This window comes from Gordonia sp. NPDC003504, from assembly GCF_053587995.1.
The window spans coordinates 240,795-261,522 of the sequence record NZ_JBSFPC010000006.1 but is presented as its reverse complement, the minus strand read 5'-3'; the positions used below and the strand labels follow the sequence as shown (position 1 = coordinate 261,522).

Genomic DNA, 20,728 nt, shown 5'->3' with positions numbered 1-20,728 from the left:
CGTCAGACCACCTTGCTGTCACTCTTGTCGTCGGACTGCACGACGCGTTCCGTCGCCTGCGTCCACACCACGAATTGACCACCGGGCGAGCCCAATTGGATGGGCTTGCCGTCGACGATTGCGCCTCGCTGCCCGCGCATCTGTGGGACGACCACCCACACCGGTCGGCGCCGAGGCGCGGACAGGTCACTGAACTCGGCCAGGATGTCGAGGTATCCGTACCGTGTCAGTGGGGAGAGCTCGGTCAACACCAGCGGGCCGGTGCCGGTCTGTTCGTCGCCGAACACCTGGTGCTTCCAGTGTGATCGCACCTGCGGCATCACCTGATCGAGGACGGCGCGCAACCCGCGGGCGTCTCTGCTGCCGGTGTCGGCGGCGTCGGCGCTGCGCACCAGATCCCACGGCAGACCTTTGGCTGTTGCGAATTCGCGCATGGCGTCGACGATCTCACCGGTCACGTCGACGATCTGGCCGTGATGGTGTTCGGCGAGGGAACTCGCGACGGCGGTGTGATCGTCGGGCCGATACACCGGCACACCGATCACGACGAAACCGTTCTCCCGCAACGACGCAGACATGACGTCCTGCTGAGCCTTGACGTCGCCGCCGACCCACCGGGCGTCGTCGTCATCGGGTTCATCCCCGGTGCGGGTGGCGGGACGTGTGTTGAGTGAGGTTTGACTCGGCGGCGCCTGCGTGTCGTATCGGTAACCTGAACCGTCCCAGGACAATCCGAGTCCGGCGCGTTCGACGATCGGATCGAGGTGCGGACGTGGCGGTAACCGATCGAGGTCGGGGAACCGTGCCGCGAATCGGGAACGCACCTCGGAGGCCGCGAGATGTTCGGTCTGCGCCAGTCCGCTCAAGGCGAGATGCAGAGCGGCCGCGGGATCCATGGTGCGTGCATGCAGTTCGCCGCGACCGGACACCGCACTGTGCCGCGAGATGGTTGCGGCCAGCCGCACCAGCCGGGTGTCGGCGGGTACCGGAACCTGCGCGTCCGGTCCTTCCGCAGAGCGGTACGCGCGGGTGAATGCCGCGGTGAGTTCGCGGGTTGCGGTGGCGGCGGGAATCACGCTGGTGTGGGCCATTCCCGAGGTGCGGGCGGCGGCGACCAGTTCGTCGGCTCGTTTGCCGGCGGCCTCGGCACCGGCGAGCAGGAGTTCGTCCTCGGCCACCAGGGCGAGACGTCCGCCGTGGCGTCGGCGGATCAAGTGGCGGGCGCCTTCGGCGGTTTCATGTTCGGTGAGGCGGTCGTAGGCGACGCGCAGCAGCCCGGCCGCGGAGCGTTCGCTGCGTTCGCGGGCCGCGACATCCGTCGGCGATGCGGGGGTTTGCGGGAGCCTGGCCCGGATTTCGGCGGTGAGCGTCGAAATGGCGACAACACCCCCGGAGTCACGCAATGCGGTGTCGGCAAGATCGATGATCGCGTCGAGCAGGACGCGGGTGTCGTCGTTGTCGGACCAGTCGGCCTGGAGTTCTTTGAGGAGTTGATGTCCGCGGGGCAGTGTCTTGTCGAGCGCTCCGGCCAGTTCGTGGCCACTGGCGAAGGCGTCGAGCCCGGGCTTGGTGCCCAGCAGAAGTTCGGCGGCGTGCCGTCGGGTGCTCGCGCGGCCACTGCCCACGCTGCGCAGCAGCAGTGTCACCGCCTCGTCCAGGCCGAGTAGTGCGTCACCACTCTCGGATGCGCGTCGTGCGCCGGTGACGTCGAGCTGTTTGGCCCAGGCCCGGTAGCGGTCCATGATCTCGCGGCGGGTGGGCTTGGCTTCCTTGCCGACCAGACGGTTGAGGCGGGTGGTGTCGAGGGCCAGCAGCTCCGCCACGGTGGTGACCTGCGCGGCTGCGAGTGCCGACACCGCCCGAGCACTGAGACCGGTGCTATCGAGAGCGGTTGCTGCGCTGATCTTTTCCGTCGACGCCGGTTCTTTCGTCGGGGTGGCGTCGAGGTCGGTGAACACGCGTCGCCAGTCGCGCAGCATGTCTTCGGCGGTGTCCGGGCGCCGCGTGGCGTCACGGGACAGGGCCGAGGCGAAGAAGGTGGAAAGCGCTGGGGCGACGGCCGTTTCGAACATGTCGGCGCTGATCGAGACGTCGTCGTCGATGGTCGCGGGGTTCACCTGGGGGTCGGTGCCGTACTGCGGTGCGTGTCCGGCCGCCATTTCGAAGAGCACCACCGCGGCCCCGTAGCGTTCGGCTGCGGTGTCGTACTGGCGACGGCCGTCCAGCCCCAGAAACGGGTCGAGATAGGGCGGTGTGCCCGCTTCGATGTTGCGCGGGTCGACACCGGCCATGGAGAAGTCGAACATCACCAGGTGGGCGTCGGAGCGGTTGCTGGAGGCGAATACCCCGAGGTTGGCGGGTTTGAGGTCGCGGTGCATCACGCCGGCACGTTCGAGGGCGACGAGGGCGCGGAGCAGGTCGGCGCCCCATCGTTCGAGCAGGTCGATGGAGAGTCGGCCGCCCTTGGTGCTGAGTTCTTCGGCGAGTGTGGTGCGACCGGCGTACTGGATGACCAGCGCCTCGCGTCCACCGACGGTCTCCTCCGACGACAACTGCACGATGCGCGGGTCGTTGAGTTTGCCGAGCAGCTGAGCTTCGGCGTGCAGCCGGTGGGCGGCCTCGTCGTCGCGGGCGACCTTGAGGACGCGTTCGGCGTTGCCGGCACGACGGTCGATCACCAGGATGCCGACCGCGGTCGATCCCGCGCCGAGGCGGCGCTTGTATTCGAACCGGCCGTCGGCGAGGTCATCACCCGGGCCGGCTTCGAGTGGGTCGGTCTCGCCGTCGGGCTGGGTGAGGCAACGGCGCACGTCCTCGAGATGGTCGAGGAGATCGGCCATCGTGTCGAAGCGTTCGGCCGGAACAGGATTGGTGGCTTTCAGGACAAACTCACGCAGCGCCGACGGAACCTGCGGCATCTCGGCCGCCAAGTCCAGGCCGTGGTCGCGGCGCAGGCGGTCCATGAGTGCACCGCGGTCGGCGGCCGGTGGGGTGGCTCCGGTGAGGATGTAGAAGGCGAGGGCGCCGACGCCGAAGATGTCCAGGCGGGCCGGGTCGGTGGACTTGAGGTCCTCGGGTGCGGCGAACAGCCGGGCCTGATCGCTCAACGCGCCGGCCATCAGACTCAGGGCGCCGGCGGTGAGGCGGGTGACCCCGGCTTCAGCGTTCGCCGGCAACACTCCGGCGGTGTCCCAGTCGGTGACCTGCGGCAGGAGGTTCTTGCCACGGGTGCGGATCATGATGGCGCGCGGATTGAGCGTGCGATGCACCACGCGATGGCGGTGCGCGTACTGGACGATCTCGGCGATCTCGGCGATGAGGTCGAGTTGCCGGTCGATGGCGAGGGTGTCGCGGTGATCGGTCAGCCACAGGTCGAGTCGCTCGTCGTCGTTCGACTGGGCGAACACCAGACCGATACCCAACTCGGGATCTTTGACGACGTCGACGGGCACCTGAAGTCCGTCGTGTCGCAGCCTGGCCAGAAGTTGGTATTCGTGCTCGACGGCTCGGGCCTGTGCGTGTTGATCGGTCGACGTTGCGCCGGGACGCGGCAGGTAGAAGCGGATACGGGCCGACTGCTGGGCGTTGACATGATGGAACGCCGGCCAGTCCTGCCAGCCCTCGCCGTCGCCCAGGGGTTGTTCGTCGATGACCCACGACCCGACCTCGCGCTGTCGGCGAGGCACCAACCCGATCGCCTGCATCAGCGCGGCGATCAACCGGGACTGGTTCTCTTTGACGGCCTCGTGCCGGGCGGTCTGCAGCAGGCGTTCCCCGATGCCGGGGAGGCCGCTGCGTCGTTCGTTGCCGTCGAGCCCGTACAGATTGATCCGTGATTTGGTCGGCAGTTCACACACCATGTCCGGGTGGTGGAGGAAAACCAGTTCTTGGACGTACGGGACGGTGCCGGCCGCGCTGCGATCTCCGAGTCTCTCGACGATCTGGTCCTTGAGGAGCGAGGCAAAGTACTGCGCCTTGCGCCGGGCGAGCAGCAACGGCGAATCCTCGGACCGATTGCCTGGACGCCGCCAGACACGGTCGTTGCCGCTGAGGACGCCCTTGTAGTACTTGAGTTCGATCAGGTAGAGGGTGTCGGTGGCGAGGACGAGGAGGTCAACCTCATGCCAGCGGCCGCGGTTGTCGCGGAACTCGAAGTTCGACCACGCCCGAAACGGCGGACCGTCCGGCAGGAGTTGCTTGACGTACTCGAGGCCCTTCGCCTCATGCTCGAACTGCGATGGCGAGATCTCGACCCACCGCTCGTCCTGCACTGACTGCACCTCCGTGAACGCGTCCCTGGTTCTGGTTCAATCTAGCGTTGCCGCTGTGACGAAGCGGAGCGGGTCCACATCACCCCCCCTGCGCGCAGTGAATATTCCCCCTGTTGGAGGACATTTCCATCCTTGACGGCCGCCGTTTCGGCGATCCCGTGCTGGTGTCGGTGGTATGTGCCAGACTCGCGCTCGACGTCGCGCCACTCCGGCGCAGGTGAGGAGTACGAATGGGACTGCGCGCTCAACTGCGGAGTCGTGCGAGCGGGGTAGTCGAGCACGTCTGGGAGAAGCGGGCCGAACGCCGCGAGCAACAGTGTCTCGCAACGTACCCGTCGCACGGCGCCGGTGGTGCCGTGCTGAGAGGAGCCGCGGCGTGACCGCAACAGAACCTGCCGCCATCACGCCGATCCTCGCAGATGCGATCTCCGGCCAACTCCAGATGCTTGCGCTCGTGGGAGAGCCATTCACAGCGTGGATCGAGCGCACCGAGCAGGGGCTCTCAGTAATGCTCACCGACTCCGACGGGTCCCTGGCAATATTCACCTATGACGGGGCAGTCTGGACCAGGACCCGCGAACTCGACGCGTTCGATAATTCCCCCGAACCAGATCCAGGAACTGAGCTGAGTTCAGCTCCCACATTCCTGAGCCCTCGGCGCTTTCGTGATGTTGGTGCGCTTCCCGAAGACTTGGTCACGCTCGCGGCGGCCAAAGTGGACGAATACTACGTCGAGATCACCGAAATACACCACCGGCCAATGACACTCGTTCAAACGCTGATTGCAACCGGCTGGCGTGTCACCGTCAGCTACACCGTGCCGGCTTCGGCTATGGAATCCGGCGGCATACACGTCCGCGCACAGGCGCCCTCCACGGATCGATTGCACGACAAAGCAATCCAACGAGCACTTGGTAGAGTGCCGGGCACCGTCGAGATAATCGCTGATTGGCAAGAACGTGATCCTGACGAGTGGGACTTCGCCGTTCTGGGCTTCCACGTCAGGAACGAAGTCTGGGATCGGACCGACTCGACGCTCAACGACTACGCCATCGCCATCGCACCCTCGTGGACACTGGCGCCCGACGTGGACCAGCCACTGAAAACCTTCGGAAGCGCACCCAGCCCGTCATCAAATATCTCGCTCACACCGGTGCCAGCGCCCAGCGACGCCGAGATTGCCGATCGGCGGGCGAGAATCAGCCAGTGGGCGACGAAGTACGACTTCGTAGACGAGGTCCGGCCAGCAACTCCGCAAGCGGTGAAGGCACTGCTCGAGAAGCAGGGACACGGCAGTGCCGGATACTACCTACTTGAATTCGAGAACGGAGAATGCTATGTCGGACAATCGATATCAATCGACAGACGCTTGGCGCAGCACCTGCTGACGCACTCGGACACTGCGAGCATCCGAGTCAAGGTCGACGCAGACGCACCCTCTGCGGACAGTACTTTGCGACATCTTCTCCGCAACGAACGCACGCTGATCCACGCCGCCCAAACCGAAGGCCTCCACGCCCGCAACAAATCAGAGATGACTGTCGTATCGGGAACTGCGGCACTCAACGACCTGATCCCGACCGCAGAGCAGACTGCGTGGCTCAACGATCCCCGCGGCGAGAACCGCCGCGACATTGCCCTCGGACGCCAGTTGAATCTCGCTGATCCTGCGTTCACCGGATCAGCAAGGAACTTCGCGAATCTCAATTCCGTTGCAGGAAAAGATGGTTCGTGGACGATCCATCGACTGATCGGCGACTACCTGCGTCGATGTATCGCATACCCGAATGCCACCGAGGCGCACTACTGGAATATCAGCGCGCCACTCAAAGCCGGGCGGGGTGGTCCACCGGCCCGCTGGCGCACTGTCTGCTGCCTCACTGTCGGGATGGTCGAGACCTTCGTCATCCTCAAGGACCGCAAAACCGATGTGCTAGAAGGATTCCTACAAGTCAACGGCTCCGCGTTGTTCGGCGACCTGGACCCGGACACAGCCTACATTCGGCTCAAGCGCCAGCACCCCGGAATCGACATCAGCCCCGCGAACTACCACGACTCCGGTCCGGACAACCTAAACATCGACTTCCCCAACCTCGCTGCCCTGGTGCGACTCCTCAACGATCCGCACATCACCCGCGCAGCGGCGACAGCAACACTGCTTCTGATGCGCGTGCGGAAGGCACCGACCACACGTCAGATCACGCATTGCCCTGAACTGGTGACGGCGGCGTGGGAGGCTGTTTGACGGCCGTTATGGAGGCGAGCACCACGCCAGTCGCGGATTCGCAGGACTCTGTCAAGGTAGTAGCGGGATCAGGCAAACAGTGCCGATCGCAAGCGATCGTATATCAGACCCACCGCCCGTTAATCGACGTGTCTCCGCGATCCACATCTGCGGGTGTTCTGGTGTGCCTATCTGATGTCGGTCCACCCTGTTATACCTTCCCCTTGCAGAGGGAGCAGAGGGGACAAGTGCATGACTGATCTGAGTTCGACGTTTGAACAGTCGATACGCACAGCCGTGGCGCAGGGCCGAGCTGAACTGACGCGTTTGGATTCGCTGGCGGATGCAGTCGCGGAGAACATCGCCAGAAGTAGGCGATACGAGCCGAACCCGTCGGACTCAAGCAGCCAGCTTGACGAATTGCTCCGAGGCTTCATGCGTGATCTGCGGCGGCACCTCGACCACGAACGGGACGCTCTCAGTTCGTTCAACATTGTCTTCTTCGGTCGGACAGGCGCCGGCAAGAGCACCCTCATGTCCGCATTCGGCGGACTCGACGGTGGGTACGTCTCACCTGGCGCAAGTGACTGGACCACCGGGGTCCATCACGTCCAATGGCACGATTGCCGACTGTTCGATACCCCGGGTATCAACGGGTGGGGCAGAACAGAGAGCCGCGAGAATCTCGAGGCAACGGCTCGTCGGGCTGTCGAGACAGCGGACATCGTCCTCCTATGCTTCGACAGTCAGAACCAGCAAGCGATGGAGTTCGTGAAGATCTCGTCATGGATTCGTAACTATGGCAAGCCGGCTGTGGCCGTACTCAATGTGCGTAATAGCAGGTGGCGGCATCCAGCACTCGTCCCCGATGATCAACGTCAGCATCTCAGCGATTCCGTCCGGCAGCACGCGGACAACATCAGAACCGAACTCGCACAAATTGGGCTGGGGAGTACCCCGCTGGTCGCAATCCAAAGCAGGCGAGCGCTCTTCGCCCGTGCGACAACGCCTTTCCGTGGCCCGGCTCCCGAGAGCTTTCAACACGAACGAGACGAGTTCGGCATCGAATACCTCGCACGGTGGTCCAACATCCGAACTCTCGAGCAGCTGCTCACCACCGCGATCCAGTCGGGCGCCAGCGATATTCGACTATCAGCACTCCGCGAAGACGTCCGCGAACGATGTCGGGAGGCGTCGCATACGCTTGCCACGATGGCCGACGATTTCGTCTCAGATGCTCGCCGCTTGGAAGACGGAATCGAGTCCATTCTGGCGGTGATCGGATATCCCACCGCCAGTGAACGCGAGAACCACCTGAAAAGCAGCGCAGCTGGTTCCGACTTCCTTGATACGTTAGAGAACCTACAGGGGCACGCCTTCAACTCCCTGGGCAAGGGTTCCCTTGACCGGTTCGTCCGTCATCAGGCCGCTTCACACTTGGCTGCCCAACGCCGACACAGCAACACTCAGGCTCAGCTGAAGATTGCAGAGGCCTTCGATACGAAACAAACCATCGACGAAGCAGCGTTCAGGGCCGCAGTCTTCAACGAACAGGCCATCGACTCCGCCATCACTGACGCGTGGGGTGCTCGCGGCGAGTTTCTTATCCGCGAACTCGAGGTCACCGCGGAGCAGGACTTCGAGCAAGACCTCTCCTCCCTGCTCAACACCACGTCTTTTGTGGGTATCGGCGGGGAGCACACAGCCGGTGACATCTTGCGGGGTGCTGGAATCGCTGTCGGACTGGCCGGGGTGGCAGTGCCGTTCGCGGTGGCGAACTTCTGGAATCCGGCCGGATGGGCTGTCGGTCTCGCGGCCGTGGGCGTAGGCATCGCGGGCCAAGTGCAACAGCACTTCGGCAAGAAGATGAAAGTCGACGCGCAGAAGAAGGCCAACGAAGCACGCGCACAAGCGATCGCCGATGCCACCGACGCAGTGGAAAAGACCTACGACGCATACGAAGAGGCGATCGTTGTGAGCAGTCGGGCAGCGTCGTGGGGATCGCTCGCACCGATAATCTCAGAGTCGCTCCGGGAGTCGATTGCACTCCGCAACGCTCACCAGCGCGCCCTCCACTTAGCTAAGCAACTCACTGAGCAAGCCGAATCAATCACCACTACTCACGCAGTCGGAGGCATCCTCACCCGGGCTCAATCAGTTATGGCCGAGTCATCAGCCGAGCTTCGTACCCTGTTGTTGGGTGAGGATTGGATCCGATCCGATCACCGCCACGAGGCAGAGCGGGAGCTCGATGAAGCCGTCCTAATCACGTATCTCGATCGTGCGGCCGAGGCCCGTTCCGCGCTGAGGACGGCTTTCACGAAAGCATGGACCTGCCCATCACCCGACGCAATCAGATTGTGGGCAGAGGAGTTAGACGACGCCAGCCTGAACGACAGCAGCCTTCTAGAGGTAGCGAAGGAAATGCGCCGGGTCGCCCGACACAAGCCGTCGTTCGCTGTGCTCGGTGATTACAACTCAGGCAAGACCTCCTTGATCCGACGAATCCTGCTGGAGGCCGGAGATCTCGCCGACCAGGACGGACTGGAAATCCTCGCTCGCCCGGCGACTGCGACCGAGCAGAGATACGAGTTCCCGCGCCTCGAACTCATCGACACCCCCGGACTCCAGAGCAGAAACACCTCCCACGACGATCGGGCATTCGCGGCGATAACGGAGTCATCGCTAACTTTCGTCGTCGTTCACGTGAACCTCTTGGTCGGTAACACCGCCGTCGTTGAAGAGATCGCCACCGGATCCTCGATGGTCGCCGCCAAAGCCGACAGGCTGATCTTTCTGATCAATCGTTCTGACGAACTCGGAGCCGATCCGCTGCTGGAACCACACGCATTCCTGAACCTCCAAAACCGAAAAAAGGAAGAACTCATCGCGGCACTTGCGGCGAAGTCGATCACCATCGAGGAAGCCTCGATCCACTGTGTGGCGGCAGATCCGTTCGGCCTTGTCGGAAACTCGGAGGGTGTCACTGCAGACGACTTCGAAGCCAATCGAGTGTGGGATGGAACCGATTCCCTCATCGGCGCCATCACGGATCTATCTGACTCTTCCCTGGCCGCCGGGTCGTTGATCGCGGGTTTCGACACGGCGGTGACCTTGCTCAAACGGCGCCGAAATTTTCTCCGCACCGAACTCGACGCCTACACAAAGACAATCCAAAAGCGCGCTTCAGCCATCGCCACGCTGGCGGCAGCCGAGGCGGATGCCGCGGTTCTACACAAGTCCCTCTCTGAAAATGCTGAGCGTCTCGCCGGCACCGCAGTCCTGAATGCCGCCACAGAGCTCTATCAGGTAGCTGTAGGCGACAACGCTGGGTTGGACAGGGTGGCGAACAGCTGGACCGAGGACCCTCGCCTCCGTTCAGCAATTGACCGCTACGCAGCCGCAGCCGAAAAAGAGCTGCTCAGCTGGCAAGAAGAGCACGCCTCGATGATCGAACGAGAGTTCCGCGGGATTGATTCGCTTAATGATGCCACTGCTGCCAGTGACTTCAGTTCCAACCGAGCCACAGGGACCGTCGACGGGATTATCGGAGGGGCCGGAAACGTGGCCGAGCACGCGGCGAAGGCGGCCAAGATTCTCGGCAACCGCGACGCCGTATACGCGATTGGGAAGCAGTTCGGCCACAAGTTCAAGCCATGGGGGGCTGTCAAAGGCGGAGCGCGGGTAGCGAAGTTCGGGGTTGTATTGGGAGCCGTGGCGGCTGCGGCAGATGCGAAAGGCATGCTCGATGACAGCAAGAAGTCCGAGACCCACCGAAACAATCTAGACGCGGCAACTCAAATGATCGAAGACCAGGCGACTCAGCTCGTGGTTCAAATAACGGAGGGTGACAAAGGTTCGGGCCCAATCGGATTCCTCGATGGGGTAAGGAAGGAAGTCCGGAGCTTGATTGAACGCACCGCAGCCGAGGAGGCCGAACTCATCGCTCTACGCGATGCCACTGCATTCAAGAACGGGATAGCCGACCGCCTGGTATCGAGCGCGCTGCAGCTACAGACTGCGTTCCAGGATGAGGAGATGTGATGATGCAGATCAACGCCGCGCAGGAGTGGCTCGACAACCTTCCAGGCGGGTCCGAAAGTCGCTACACGCGGGCCTGGGAGGAGTTCGCACTAAACTCTCGCCCTGTTGCGACGCTCGTCGGGTCGTACGACACCGGCAAGAGTTCTTTGCTTCGCCGGCTGCTCATTGACTCCGGTCGGTCGGTGCCTGACTGGCTCACCATCAGCGCCCGGCATGAGACATTTGAGAGCAACTCTGTAGAAATCGGCGACTGCCTGGTCCGCGATACCCCTGGATTCGCTGTAGATGCCAAAGATATTCGGGGACAGAGTAATTCATCTCGCGCGCTGGATGCCGTCGGACTGACGGACTTAGCCATCGCAGTCGTGACGCCGCAACTCGTGACCTCCGACCGAGATCTGTTCAGAAGGCTCATCAACAGAAATTGGCCCGCGAGTGCTCTGTGGTTCGTCATTTCACGATTCGATGAAGCTGGTGCTGATCCGGAATACAACCTTGCGGGATATGAGGATCTGTGTGCGCGCAAGGTCGCAGAACTGCGCGATCTGTTCGATCTCAGTCCTGACGTTCCGGTCTTTGTCGTTGCGCAAGATCCTTTCCAGGAAGTGGGTCCCGACAACGACGTTTCGGCTGCGGTCTGGGACAAGTACCGCTCGTGGGACGGCATGAATGCGCTCCGAGACCAACTAATGCGGGTCACTGCTGCCTCACTAATCGACTACCGCGCGGCCGCCGCGGATCGCTACTGGACAACTGCGGTGGCAGATACACTCGCCATCCTGCGGGACGAGCTTGCGAAATGCGAAGAGAATGCGCGTGTTGCCGCGCAAGGCCTTTCCCGCCGCGACGCGTGGGCGAGCGAACTCGGTTCGATTGACCAGGCCGCAAAAGCCAGCCTCGAGGGCCTTATCGCGTCTGTTGTCGACCAATGGTTGTCCAGACCAGACACTCCTCTCGTACACCTACAATCCGAGATCGAAGGTTCCCTTACTCATTGGTTCACGCAACACGACTCGCATCTCCAGCGCCTACAGCGTTCCATCAGCAAGGCCGTGGAGCGCGATCACCGGCAACCCTCCTGGAATGGCTTCGCTGCGCTGGTCGCCGAACTGCACAGCAGCACAACAGCCGGCAATCCACCGCCCGCTGCCGGGAAGACAGCAGACCGTGTCGAAGAGGTGGGAACCCACGTGCTCAAGATCATGAAAGCCCTCGCTACAGACGAAGGCGCGGCCAAACGCACCACCACCGCGGCCTCAAAGGCCGCCACGGGCCGTCGGACAGCGGCGGCTGGCAGCAAAGCAGCTGCCACTGGAAGGACGACCGGATCAGCCGGCGCGGGCACCTCCAACATCGGTCGGTACATCTCCGCTGCGGAGGCGGCCCTGCCACTGGCTGTTCTGGTCGCCAAACTGATCGATGAACAGCAGACCACGGACGTTGATCAAACCCAGGGGCGGCAGAACCCACAGAAGCGCCAAAGCCTTATCGATTCATGCACGGACCAGGCTCGTGCTACGTGGGAGCCCTATGTCGGGTATACCCGCACCCTGATCACGGAGGAGACCGCCGACCAAGTCCAATTAGAAGCCGAACTACGCGAGGCCGTCAGTCAGCTTCGGGCGGCTATCGCCGTCGGCGAGTCGCTACTTGGGGGTGACTAAACTCGGGTTCCGAACGACACAGGATTGCACCTCTACAGTTCAGTGCGCACTACTGAGTTCGATTTCACTACAGCCTGATTCACGTTGCGCCGCCGCCCGAGCCGGCCAACGTTGCGACCACGTCGGCTGCCGACAAGGCCGCCCCCCTCCGACCCAAGCGCATCGCGATCCTCTGGTTCCAGCCCGATATCCAGCCACCACCACCAGAGTCCGGAATGACCGATCTAGCCGACAATCGCACCGACTCCGGGGTCGGAAACCGACAACTTGCGCCGGAACCTACAAAGACCACCACCCCGACCACGATGCCGCAGCAGCAGCAGCTGCTGCTGCTTACCCCCGCGCCATATCCACAAACTTGCTCAAATGTAGTTGGTGGGCAACGGTTATCGTGGCCGTCGGTCCATTTCGATGCTTACCGACGATAATATCGGCCTCACCAGCGCGAGGGTCGTCGCGCTCAAAGGCGTCGGGGCGGTGCAACAGGATGACCATGTCGGCATCTTGCTCTAGCGATCCCGACTCACGCAGATCCGACACCTGCGGCTTCTTGTCGGTACGTTGCTCCGGCCCACGGTTCAGCTGGGAAATCGCCACCACCGGAACCTCGAGTTCCTTTGCGAGCAGCTTCAATTGTCGGGAGAATTCGGAGACTTCTTGCTGACGGGATTCGACCTTCTTACCCGAGGTCATCAGCTGCATGTAGTCCACCACAACGAGTTTGAGGTCGTTGCGCTGTTTGAGTCGTCGCGCCTTGGCGCGGATCTCCATCATCGTGAGGTTCGGTGAGTCGTCGATGAACAGCGGCGACTCGGAGATCTCACCCATGCGGCGGGCGAGGCGGGTCCAGTCGTCGTCGGTCATCGAACCACCGCGCATGTCACCGAGTTTCACCTTCGCCTCCGCCGACAGCAGGCGCATGACGATCTCGGTCTTGCTCATTTCCAGCGAGAACATCGCGCCGGTCATGCCGTGGTGAATCGAGCACGAGCGCAGGAAGTCCATGGCGAGAGTGGAGTTATGCGTCGGCACCATCGCCTCACCGGCGAGGTAGAGATGATCGTCGTTGTCGACCTGCACGCAACGCACCGGCACGCTGTCGACCGGGCGGACCGACACCACCCGGCGGACACCGGCACGTCGTCGAAGTTCCTTGTGCCGCACCGCTTTGTGGTGGACGGTGAAGACATCGTCGTCGGCGTCGACACGCAGCCAGCCGGTGGCCGACCGCCGATACGTATAGCCCAGTCCGGCAACGAGATCGGCTACGACGGCACTCATGTGCCGGGTCGCAGCGGGCACGGTGATCCAGCCGTCCTCATCGACGCTGGCGCGTGCGTCGAGCAGTCCGGCGAGCAGCGCCCGCCGCTGGGCGATCGAACCGCGCAGGTACTCGTGCGGAATCCGGCCACCGAGGTCGGCCATCAGCGTCATCACATCGACCTCGCCCTCGGCGTCGATGCGCATACCGATCTCGGGATCGTCGAAGGCCATGCCGGCCAGCGCCGCGACGGTGTAGGGGCCGTACGCAAATCGCCTGCGCGGCAACTCCAATGGCTTGGTGTTGCGAATGATGGCGCTGCCGGCGTGATCCTGCAGCACCTCGGTGGTGATCACCTGGGTGGTGCTGTCGATGTCGACCACCCACTGGTGCTGCGCGTCGGCCACGACAACGTTGCCGTCGGAGAACTCGACCTCAAAGCAGGGCCGTTCCGTCATCACCTCGGTCGCGGCGACCACGCGGGTCGGTCGACCGTGCGCGTCGAGCAGCTCGTCGCCGACGGCGACCCGGCCCATCGTCGTCCAGCCGGCGGGTGTGGGCAGCGGGGTGTCGAGCGCGAGTGCCTTTCCGACACCGGGACGCGCGGCGACGATGATCATCTGCCCGGGATGTAGCCCGTTGGTGAGTTTGTCGAGATCGGCGAAGCCGGTGGGCACACCGAGAGACAGGCCACCGCGCGAGGCGATCGAATCGATCTCATCCATCGTCGGCTGCAGAAGCTCTTCGAGCGGGACGTAGTCTTCGGCGGTACGACGCTCGGTGACCTCATAGACCTCGGCCTGCGCGCGGTCGACCACCTCGGCGACGTCCTGGCCGTCGGCGCCGGAATAGCCGAACTGCACGATACGGGTACCGGCCTCGACCAGGCGCCGCAGGATCGCCTTCTCCGCGACGATCTCGGCGTAGTAGCCGGCGTTCGCGGCGGTCGGCACCGTCGAGATGAGGGTGTGCAGATACGGCGCCCCGCCGACACGACGCAACTCACCGGCCCGCTCGAGTTCCGCGGACACGGTCACGGCGTCGGCGGGCTCCCCCTTGCCGTAGAGCTCCAGGATCGCCTCGTAGACGGCCTGATGGTTGGGACGGTAGAAGTCCTGGGTCCGCAGCTTCTCCACGACGTCGGCGATGGCGTCCTTGGACAGCATCATGCCGCCGAGAACGGACTGTTCGGCGGCGAGGTCCTGAGGGGGTTGCCGGCCGAACTCCTCGGCGGGGATCGCGTCGTCGAAGCCGCCACCGCCACCGCGGTTGGATTCACGCGATGCGCCGTGCCCCCGATCATCGACTACCGCCACCGACCCTACCTCTCACACACATCGCGCCGATCTCGCTGAACCGGCCGCTGTTGTCTTCCGAGATATTCACTACCCGGCACCACCGACAGAATCGCCGCCCGCCCGACATCATCGCGGCCCCGAAGAACACCTGAGAGCAGACCTTAGGAGCTGTCCTGCCGCGACTCAAACGGCCCTGTGGACCAACCTGTGCACCAATTGTGGACGGTGTGGGGTACACCTGCGGGTGCCTGTGCAGCACTTGTGGACAGAATCGGCGGTTTCAGCGCCATCGACTGACAATCACCAGGTCAGAGGGTGTGCACGAATTCCACAGAGACGAGTTTGTCGACGCCACGGCGTGTCGCTTGATTCTCGATACCGGGCGTGTTGCGCGGCAACACAACCACCTCGCGTTTACGACCACGTGAACAGTATGTGAGAGCGGGTTGACCAGACCTTTGTGTGGCCAATGCCACGACCGGCACGGTGCCCACGTGACGAAACCCGCCGTCGCGACGTGCTCGCTGTGGTGCAATGAACGCCGTGTCCACGATTCGCAGGTTCGGCTGGCTGTCGCGCGCGGTCGCCGTCGTCGCTGCCGCTGCCGCTGCCGCGGTGGCTGTCGGCGGACCCGCACTGACCGCGGCACCCGCGCACGCCGCGCCACCACTGCCCGCCGAGTTCAACCTGAGTCTCTACACGCCGGTCAATCCCGGGCCGTTCCAGTCGCTGGCCTACAGCGACAACGGACGGACGTTCTTCACCACCGGCCGGTGGAACTGCCAGATCGGGCCGAAGATGCGCTACGTCGGCTGTCAGGGCGCGCCCGCGACCGCTCCCGCACCGACCCCCGATGCCAAGACGCTCGGTGCCGCGATCACCGCCGACCAACAGGGACCGTGGTGGGTACGCACCGGCTTCCTGTACACCCCGAGCTACAAGTTCGGTCCGAACAGCGGGTTCCGCCCGCCGCTGCTGCGGGTGGGACAGAGCCTCACCGCAGCCGGCGTCACCTGTACCGTGCCACGCGCCGACGAGGTGGCCTGCCGAACCGGTGGTCGCGCACTGATTTTCACCCCCGGATGGCACAAGTTCTACTGGCCGGCGTGGGATACCAAGGGCCACAGTGGTAATCCGGCGCCGCAGTATCTGCCGCCTCGGTTGCGTGGATCGAATCAGTTGCCGTAGACAGTTGCGGTCTCGCGGTAAGGCGTTGGGCGGTTTCGTCTTTCGGCTTACGTGATCTCGATACACCGCTCGCAAGCTCGACAGGCGGACGGGGCGTTCCCGCGTCAGCGTGCGGAGGACTCGGTCTCGGGCTACTCAACCAGCGGAGGTACCGGTGGGGATTCGACCCGCCGGGGTGATCGCAGATACGCCACAGCCCGCCACACACTTTCGCGTGTGACGGGCTGTGATCAGGTGTGCGTCGAACCGATCAGCCGGTGACGACGGCCAGCTGCACGCTGGCGGTGACGTCGGGGTGCAGGTTCACCACGATCGGGTAGGTGCCGGTGGCCTTGATGTGGGCCTTCGGCAGTTCAACGTTGCGCTTGTCGACGGCCGGGCCGCCGGCGGTGCGGATGGCACCGGCCACGTCGGCGGCGGTGACCGAACCGAACAGCTTGCCCGAGTCGTGGGTCTTCACGGTCAGCGAGACGTCGGTCAGGTTCTCCAGAGCCTGCTTGATCTCGTTGGCGTGCTCGAGGCCGCGGACCTCGCGGGCGGCCTGGACACGACGGATGTCGGCAACCTGCTTCTCGGCGCCACGGGTGGCCTTGATGGCCAGGCCGCGGGGCAGCAGGTAGTTACGGCCGTAACCGTCCTTGACCTCGACGGAATCGCCGGCCTCGCCGAGATTCTCCACAGCAGCAGTCAGGATGAGCTTCATGTTGTGTTCTCTCCCTTCGGCTTATCGGCTGGTCGAGGTGAAGGGCAGCAGAGCCACTTCACGCGAGTTCTTCACGGCCACCGCGACGTCACGCTGGTGCTGGACGCAGTTGCCGGTCACGCGACGCGAGCGGATCTTGCCGCGGTCGGACAGGAAGCGACGCAGCAGCGCGGTGTCCTTGTAGTCGATGTTGTTGGTGTTCTTGTCCTTGCAGAAGGAGCACGCCTTGGTCTTGGTGACCTTTTCGACGCGCACCTTCCGGCCGCCTTTTGCTTTAGCCATGTGTAAGTGATGCTCCAGTCAAAAAATTTCAGAAAGGTGGTTCGTCGTCCGCTGCACTGCCGCCGCCGAACGAGGACCCGCTCGCGGGGGCACTGCCCCACGGATCCTCGGGCGCCGACGATCCCGATCCGCCGCCGCGGCTTGCGCCGCCACCGGAGGAACCGAAACCACCGCCGGACGATCCACCGCGTGAGGCCCGATTGACCCGTGCGGTGGCGAACTTCAGTGAGGGACCGATCTCCTCGACATCGAGTTCCACAACCGTGCGCTTCTCGCCTTCGCGGGTCTCATACGACCGCTGCTTCAGACGTCCCTGCACGATGACCCGGGTGCCCTTGGTCAGGCTTTCGGTGACATTCTCCGCGGCATCGCGCCAGATGCTGCAACGCAGGAACAGCGCTTCGCCGTCCTTCCACTCGTTGCTCTGACGGTCGAAGGTCCGCGGAGTGGAGGCCACCGTGAAACTGGCCACCGCTGCTCCCGCGGGCGTGAATCGCAATTCCGGATCCGCGGTCAGATTGCCTACAACGGTGATGACGGTGTCGCCTGCCATGTGTCTCCCCTTGGTCGTGGTTGGGCACTCGTTGATCGATATGCACCGGACTCTTATCGTCGCGATCGGCTCGCGACTGCCTTCAGGTGTTCACCCTAGGGTCCGGCACCGACTAACTCGGCACATCGGAAAGAAGTCTGTGGACTACTTCCGGAGAACCTTGGTGCGCAGCACCGATTCGTTCAGCTTCAGCTGACGATCGAGCTCGCTCACGGTCTGCGGTTCGGCGTTGAGGTCGATGACCGCGTAGATGCCCTCGCTGTGCTTGGCGATCTCGTAGGCAAGACGACGCTTGCCCCAGATGTCGACGTTGTCGACCTTGCCGCCGTCCTTGCGGACCACGTTCAGGAACGTGTCCAGAGACGGAGCAACGGTGCGCTCGTCGAGACTCGGGTCGAGGATGACCATCAATTCGTAATGACGCATGTGACCACATCACCTCCTATGGGCTCATCGGCCGCGGACTGTCCACGGCAGGAGGGTCGCCTGCGTCGGCAACCCCTCCAAGATACACGCATCACCCCTGACCAGCGAAATCGTCATCCACACCGCACCGCGAACAGGCTCGCCGGTTCATTGCGGACCGTGGCTGACCTCGATCGGGGGCACCGTAAGCCCGGCACGCAACCACCCGAGTCCCTGGGAGACATCCATGCATCTCGCCGCAACCCGCATCATCACCGACGACGTCGAGGGCCTCGTCGCGTTCTACGAGAAGGTCACCGGAGTCGCCGCGAATCGTCTGCATCCATTGTTCGCCGAGCTCGTGACGTCGGGCGGAACCCTCGCGATCGCGTCGTCGTCGACGGCACCACTCCTCGGCGAGAACGTCGTCGAGGCCGGCGTCAATCGTTCGGTGATGCTCGACTTCCACGTCGACGACGTCGACGCCCTCTACCCGACATTGACGCAGGTCGTCGACCATTTCGTGAACGAGCCGACGACCATGCCGTGGGGTAATCGTTCGCTGCTGTTCCGCGACCCCGACGGTAATCTGGTCAACTTCTTCACCCCCGTCGCCACGCCCGCGGCGCCTGCGCAGTGACGGCTCCGTGACGCCCCGGTGGGCGATGGTGACGCCGATCACCGTTGCCGACCGTGGCTCGGGACGCCGCGCCGCGTCCCCTACCCTGTAGCCCATGTCCGACCGCCTGAGCACGACGTTCCGCTACGGGCGCGTCACGTTGTCTCGTCGCGGGGATCTGGCATTGATCCTGACGGTGTCACTGCTGACCACCCTGCTGCTGATGTTCTGGAGCTACAAAGTCAAGGCCGCGTGCGGTGGTCCGCCGTTCTTCCCGGACGGCCGCAGTCACCGCTGGCCCGTCGGCGACCCCGACGCCGTGGTCCCCTGTTACTCGGACCTGATGTACCTGTGGATCGGGCGTGACATCAACAACCACGTCTTCCCCTATATCCACGGCGGCATCGGCGCCGATGGACAACTTTTCGGCGGGGCCGTCGAATACCCGGTGCTCTCCGGCCTGTTCATGTGGCTCGGCGCCATCGGCGCACACACCGACCTCGAGTTCTTCCGACACTCGGTGGTGCTGATCGCCCCCTTCGGACTGCTCATCACGGCGATGCTCGCGGTGCTGACCCGCTGGAATGTGTTGTGGTGGGCGCTCACTCCGCCCCTGGTGCTCTACGCCTTCCACAATTGGGAACTGCCCGTGGTGGCAACCGCAGTGGGTGCGGTGGCCGTGATGGCATGGGGCGCGAGCATCCATCCGGTCACCGGACGACGACGAATGACGCTGCGCACCAGCGCGATTCTCGCCGCAGTGGTCCTCGCCGTCGGATTCTGCCTGAAGCTCTATCCCGGGTTCTTCGTGCTACCGCTCGCGCTGTATGTGCTGACGCGCGGCGGATTCACGCGCTCCGACGACCCCGATGGCTCCGGCCGATCCGACGAGGACGCGTCGACGCCAACGCGTGGACCGCTGGACTGGGTCGGGGCGGCCTGGGTGGCCGCCGCCGCCGCGATCACCGTCATCCTCATCCAGTTGCCGTTCATGCTGCTCGGTTACGAGGGCTGGCGCGCCGCCACCACCTTCCAGGGCAAACGTCGCGCCGACCTCGACACCAATTCCATCTGGTACTGGGGACTGCGCCACCTGACCGGCGGCCAGACCGACACCTACAACTCGCTGGTCGGTGTGCTCTCACCGATCCTGATCCTGAGTTCCTTTGTGGTGGCGGTCTATTTGGGGTGGCGGCTGCGCCACCGGACCGGGGTGTACCCGTGGATCGGTGTCAGTGCCGCGATGCTCGCCGGTTTCATGGTGTTCCACAAGGTGCACTCGCCGCAGTACACGCTGTGGATTCTCCCCTTCTTCGTGCTCCTGCGGGTCCGGTGGCCGGTCATCGTGCTGTATCTGATCGCCGACTTCATCCTCGACACCACCATCTTCCGGCTCTTCGGCATCTACGTGTCGGGTGAGCCGATGAAGTGGTGGGTGATGGCCGGCGTCAACGTCGGGGTGTGGGTGCATGCCGTCCTGCTGGTGTATCTCATCTGGGCGTTCGTTCATGCCGGTATGCGTGAACCGCTCGCCTCGATCGGTCGCCGCCGGGTTCCGGCGCCGTACGATCCACCCGAACCCGACGACGTCGGACCCGGCGACCGCATCCGGGAAGACGCATGAGAGTGGTTGTATGAGTGGCTGGTTGGGCACCGACGCGCTCGTCGGCGATCGGGTGACGTTGCGTCCCTTCACCGTCGACGACGCCCCCGCACTGGCACGGGTGGTGGGTGACCCGGGCCGATTCCGCTGGTCACCGGGCATCCCCACCGGCGTCGACGCCGCCCGCGAGTGGATCACCGCCGCGGACGCCAACCCGGAACGTCGCGTCGCCTACGCCGTCATCGACAACTCCGACGGCACGCTCGTCGGATCCACCAGCTTCTACGACATCGACTCCCCCAACCTGGCCTGCGCCATCGGGTACACCTTCTACAGCGAACGAGTGCAGGGAACCGCCGTGAACCCGACCGCCAAGTACCTGCTGATGTCGCACGCCTTCGAGCGCTGCGGGGCCGTGCGACTGGTGTGGCACACCCACGAGAACAACACCCAGTCCCGGGCGGCGATCACCAAACTCGGTGCGACATTCGAGGGGTTGCTGCGCAAGCATCGGCGCTTCGGCGACGGATGGCGCACCACCGCTCAGTACGCGATGATCGACGACGATTGGCCGGCGGCGAAAGAGGCTTTGCGCGCGCGACTTTGACGTTGT

The 20,728-nt window shown here is 63.8% G+C and carries 13 protein-coding genes; 7 read left to right on the top strand and 6 right to left on the bottom strand.

What is annotated here, in order from left to right:
* Window positions 1-2 precede the first annotated feature (2 nt).
* Entirely contained in the window at window positions 3-4,280 is a 4,278-nt protein-coding gene (gene pglW / locus ACWDPV_RS14030) for a BREX system serine/threonine kinase PglW (protein WP_449743461.1), read from the bottom strand.
* A gap of 367 nt (window positions 4,281-4,647) precedes the next feature.
* Here pglW and ACWDPV_RS14025 point away from each other — a divergent pair, with 367 nt between their 5' ends.
* From ACWDPV_RS14025 to ACWDPV_RS14015, 3 genes are all read left to right on the top strand, one after another.
* Window positions 4,648-6,516: a GIY-YIG nuclease family protein gene (locus tag ACWDPV_RS14025; protein WP_449743460.1), complete on the top strand. Its 1,869-nt coding sequence runs from the start codon at window positions 4,648-4,650 to the stop codon at window positions 6,514-6,516.
* A gap of 231 nt (window positions 6,517-6,747) precedes the next feature.
* Entirely contained in the window at window positions 6,748-10,539 is a 3,792-nt protein-coding gene (locus tag ACWDPV_RS14020) for a GTPase (protein ID WP_449743459.1), read from the top strand.
* Complete coding sequence (locus tag ACWDPV_RS14015; RefSeq protein ID WP_449743458.1) at window positions 10,539-12,203, top strand: GTPase domain-containing protein; 1,665 nt, start codon at window positions 10,539-10,541, stop codon at window positions 12,201-12,203. Before ACWDPV_RS14020 ends, ACWDPV_RS14015 begins: the two co-directional genes overlap by 1 nt.
* Before the next feature lie 333 nt (window positions 12,204-12,536).
* On the opposite strand, the gene dnaB is transcribed toward ACWDPV_RS14015, so the two are convergent.
* Complete coding sequence (dnaB, locus tag ACWDPV_RS14010; RefSeq protein ID WP_348806960.1) at window positions 12,537-14,780, bottom strand: replicative DNA helicase; 2,244 nt, start codon at window positions 14,778-14,780, stop codon at window positions 12,537-12,539.
* Window positions 14,781-15,296: 516 nt separating this feature from the next.
* Here dnaB and ACWDPV_RS14005 point away from each other — a divergent pair.
* A complete protein-coding gene (locus ACWDPV_RS14005; RefSeq protein WP_348806959.1) occupies window positions 15,297-15,950 on the top strand; it encodes a hypothetical protein in 654 nt (217 codons plus the stop codon).
* A gap of 250 nt (window positions 15,951-16,200) precedes the next feature.
* On the opposite strand, the gene rplI is transcribed toward ACWDPV_RS14005, so the two are convergent.
* The 4 genes from rplI to rpsF form a co-directional block, all read right to left on the bottom strand.
* Window positions 16,201-16,653: a 50S ribosomal protein L9 gene (gene rplI, locus ACWDPV_RS14000; protein WP_348806958.1), complete on the bottom strand. Its 453-nt coding sequence runs from the start codon at window positions 16,651-16,653 to the stop codon at window positions 16,201-16,203.
* Between the two features lie 21 nt (window positions 16,654-16,674).
* A complete protein-coding gene (rpsR, locus tag ACWDPV_RS13995) occupies window positions 16,675-16,935 on the bottom strand; it encodes a 30S ribosomal protein S18 (protein ID WP_449743457.1) in 261 nt (86 codons plus the stop codon).
* A 28-nt stretch (window positions 16,936-16,963) separates the two neighbouring features.
* Window positions 16,964-17,488, bottom strand: a complete 525-nt coding sequence (locus ACWDPV_RS13990; RefSeq protein WP_348806956.1) for a single-stranded DNA-binding protein — start codon at window positions 17,486-17,488, stop codon at window positions 16,964-16,966.
* Window positions 17,489-17,632: 144 nt separating this feature from the next.
* Complete coding sequence (gene rpsF / locus ACWDPV_RS13985) at window positions 17,633-17,914, bottom strand: 30S ribosomal protein S6 (RefSeq protein WP_348810031.1); 282 nt, start codon at window positions 17,912-17,914, stop codon at window positions 17,633-17,635.
* Between the two features lie 226 nt (window positions 17,915-18,140).
* Here rpsF and ACWDPV_RS13980 point away from each other — a divergent pair, with 226 nt between their 5' ends.
* From ACWDPV_RS13980 to ACWDPV_RS13970, 3 genes are all read left to right on the top strand, one after another.
* Window positions 18,141-18,533, top strand: a complete 393-nt coding sequence (locus ACWDPV_RS13980) for a VOC family protein (RefSeq protein ID WP_449743456.1) — start codon at window positions 18,141-18,143, stop codon at window positions 18,531-18,533.
* 94 nt (window positions 18,534-18,627) lie between these two features.
* Window positions 18,628-20,136: a hypothetical protein gene (locus tag ACWDPV_RS13975; RefSeq protein ID WP_348810030.1), complete on the top strand. Its 1,509-nt coding sequence runs from the start codon at window positions 18,628-18,630 to the stop codon at window positions 20,134-20,136.
* Between the two features lie 10 nt (window positions 20,137-20,146).
* Complete coding sequence (locus ACWDPV_RS13970; protein ID WP_348806952.1) at window positions 20,147-20,722, top strand: GNAT family N-acetyltransferase; 576 nt, start codon at window positions 20,147-20,149, stop codon at window positions 20,720-20,722.
* Window positions 20,723-20,728: the final 6 nt, after the last annotated feature.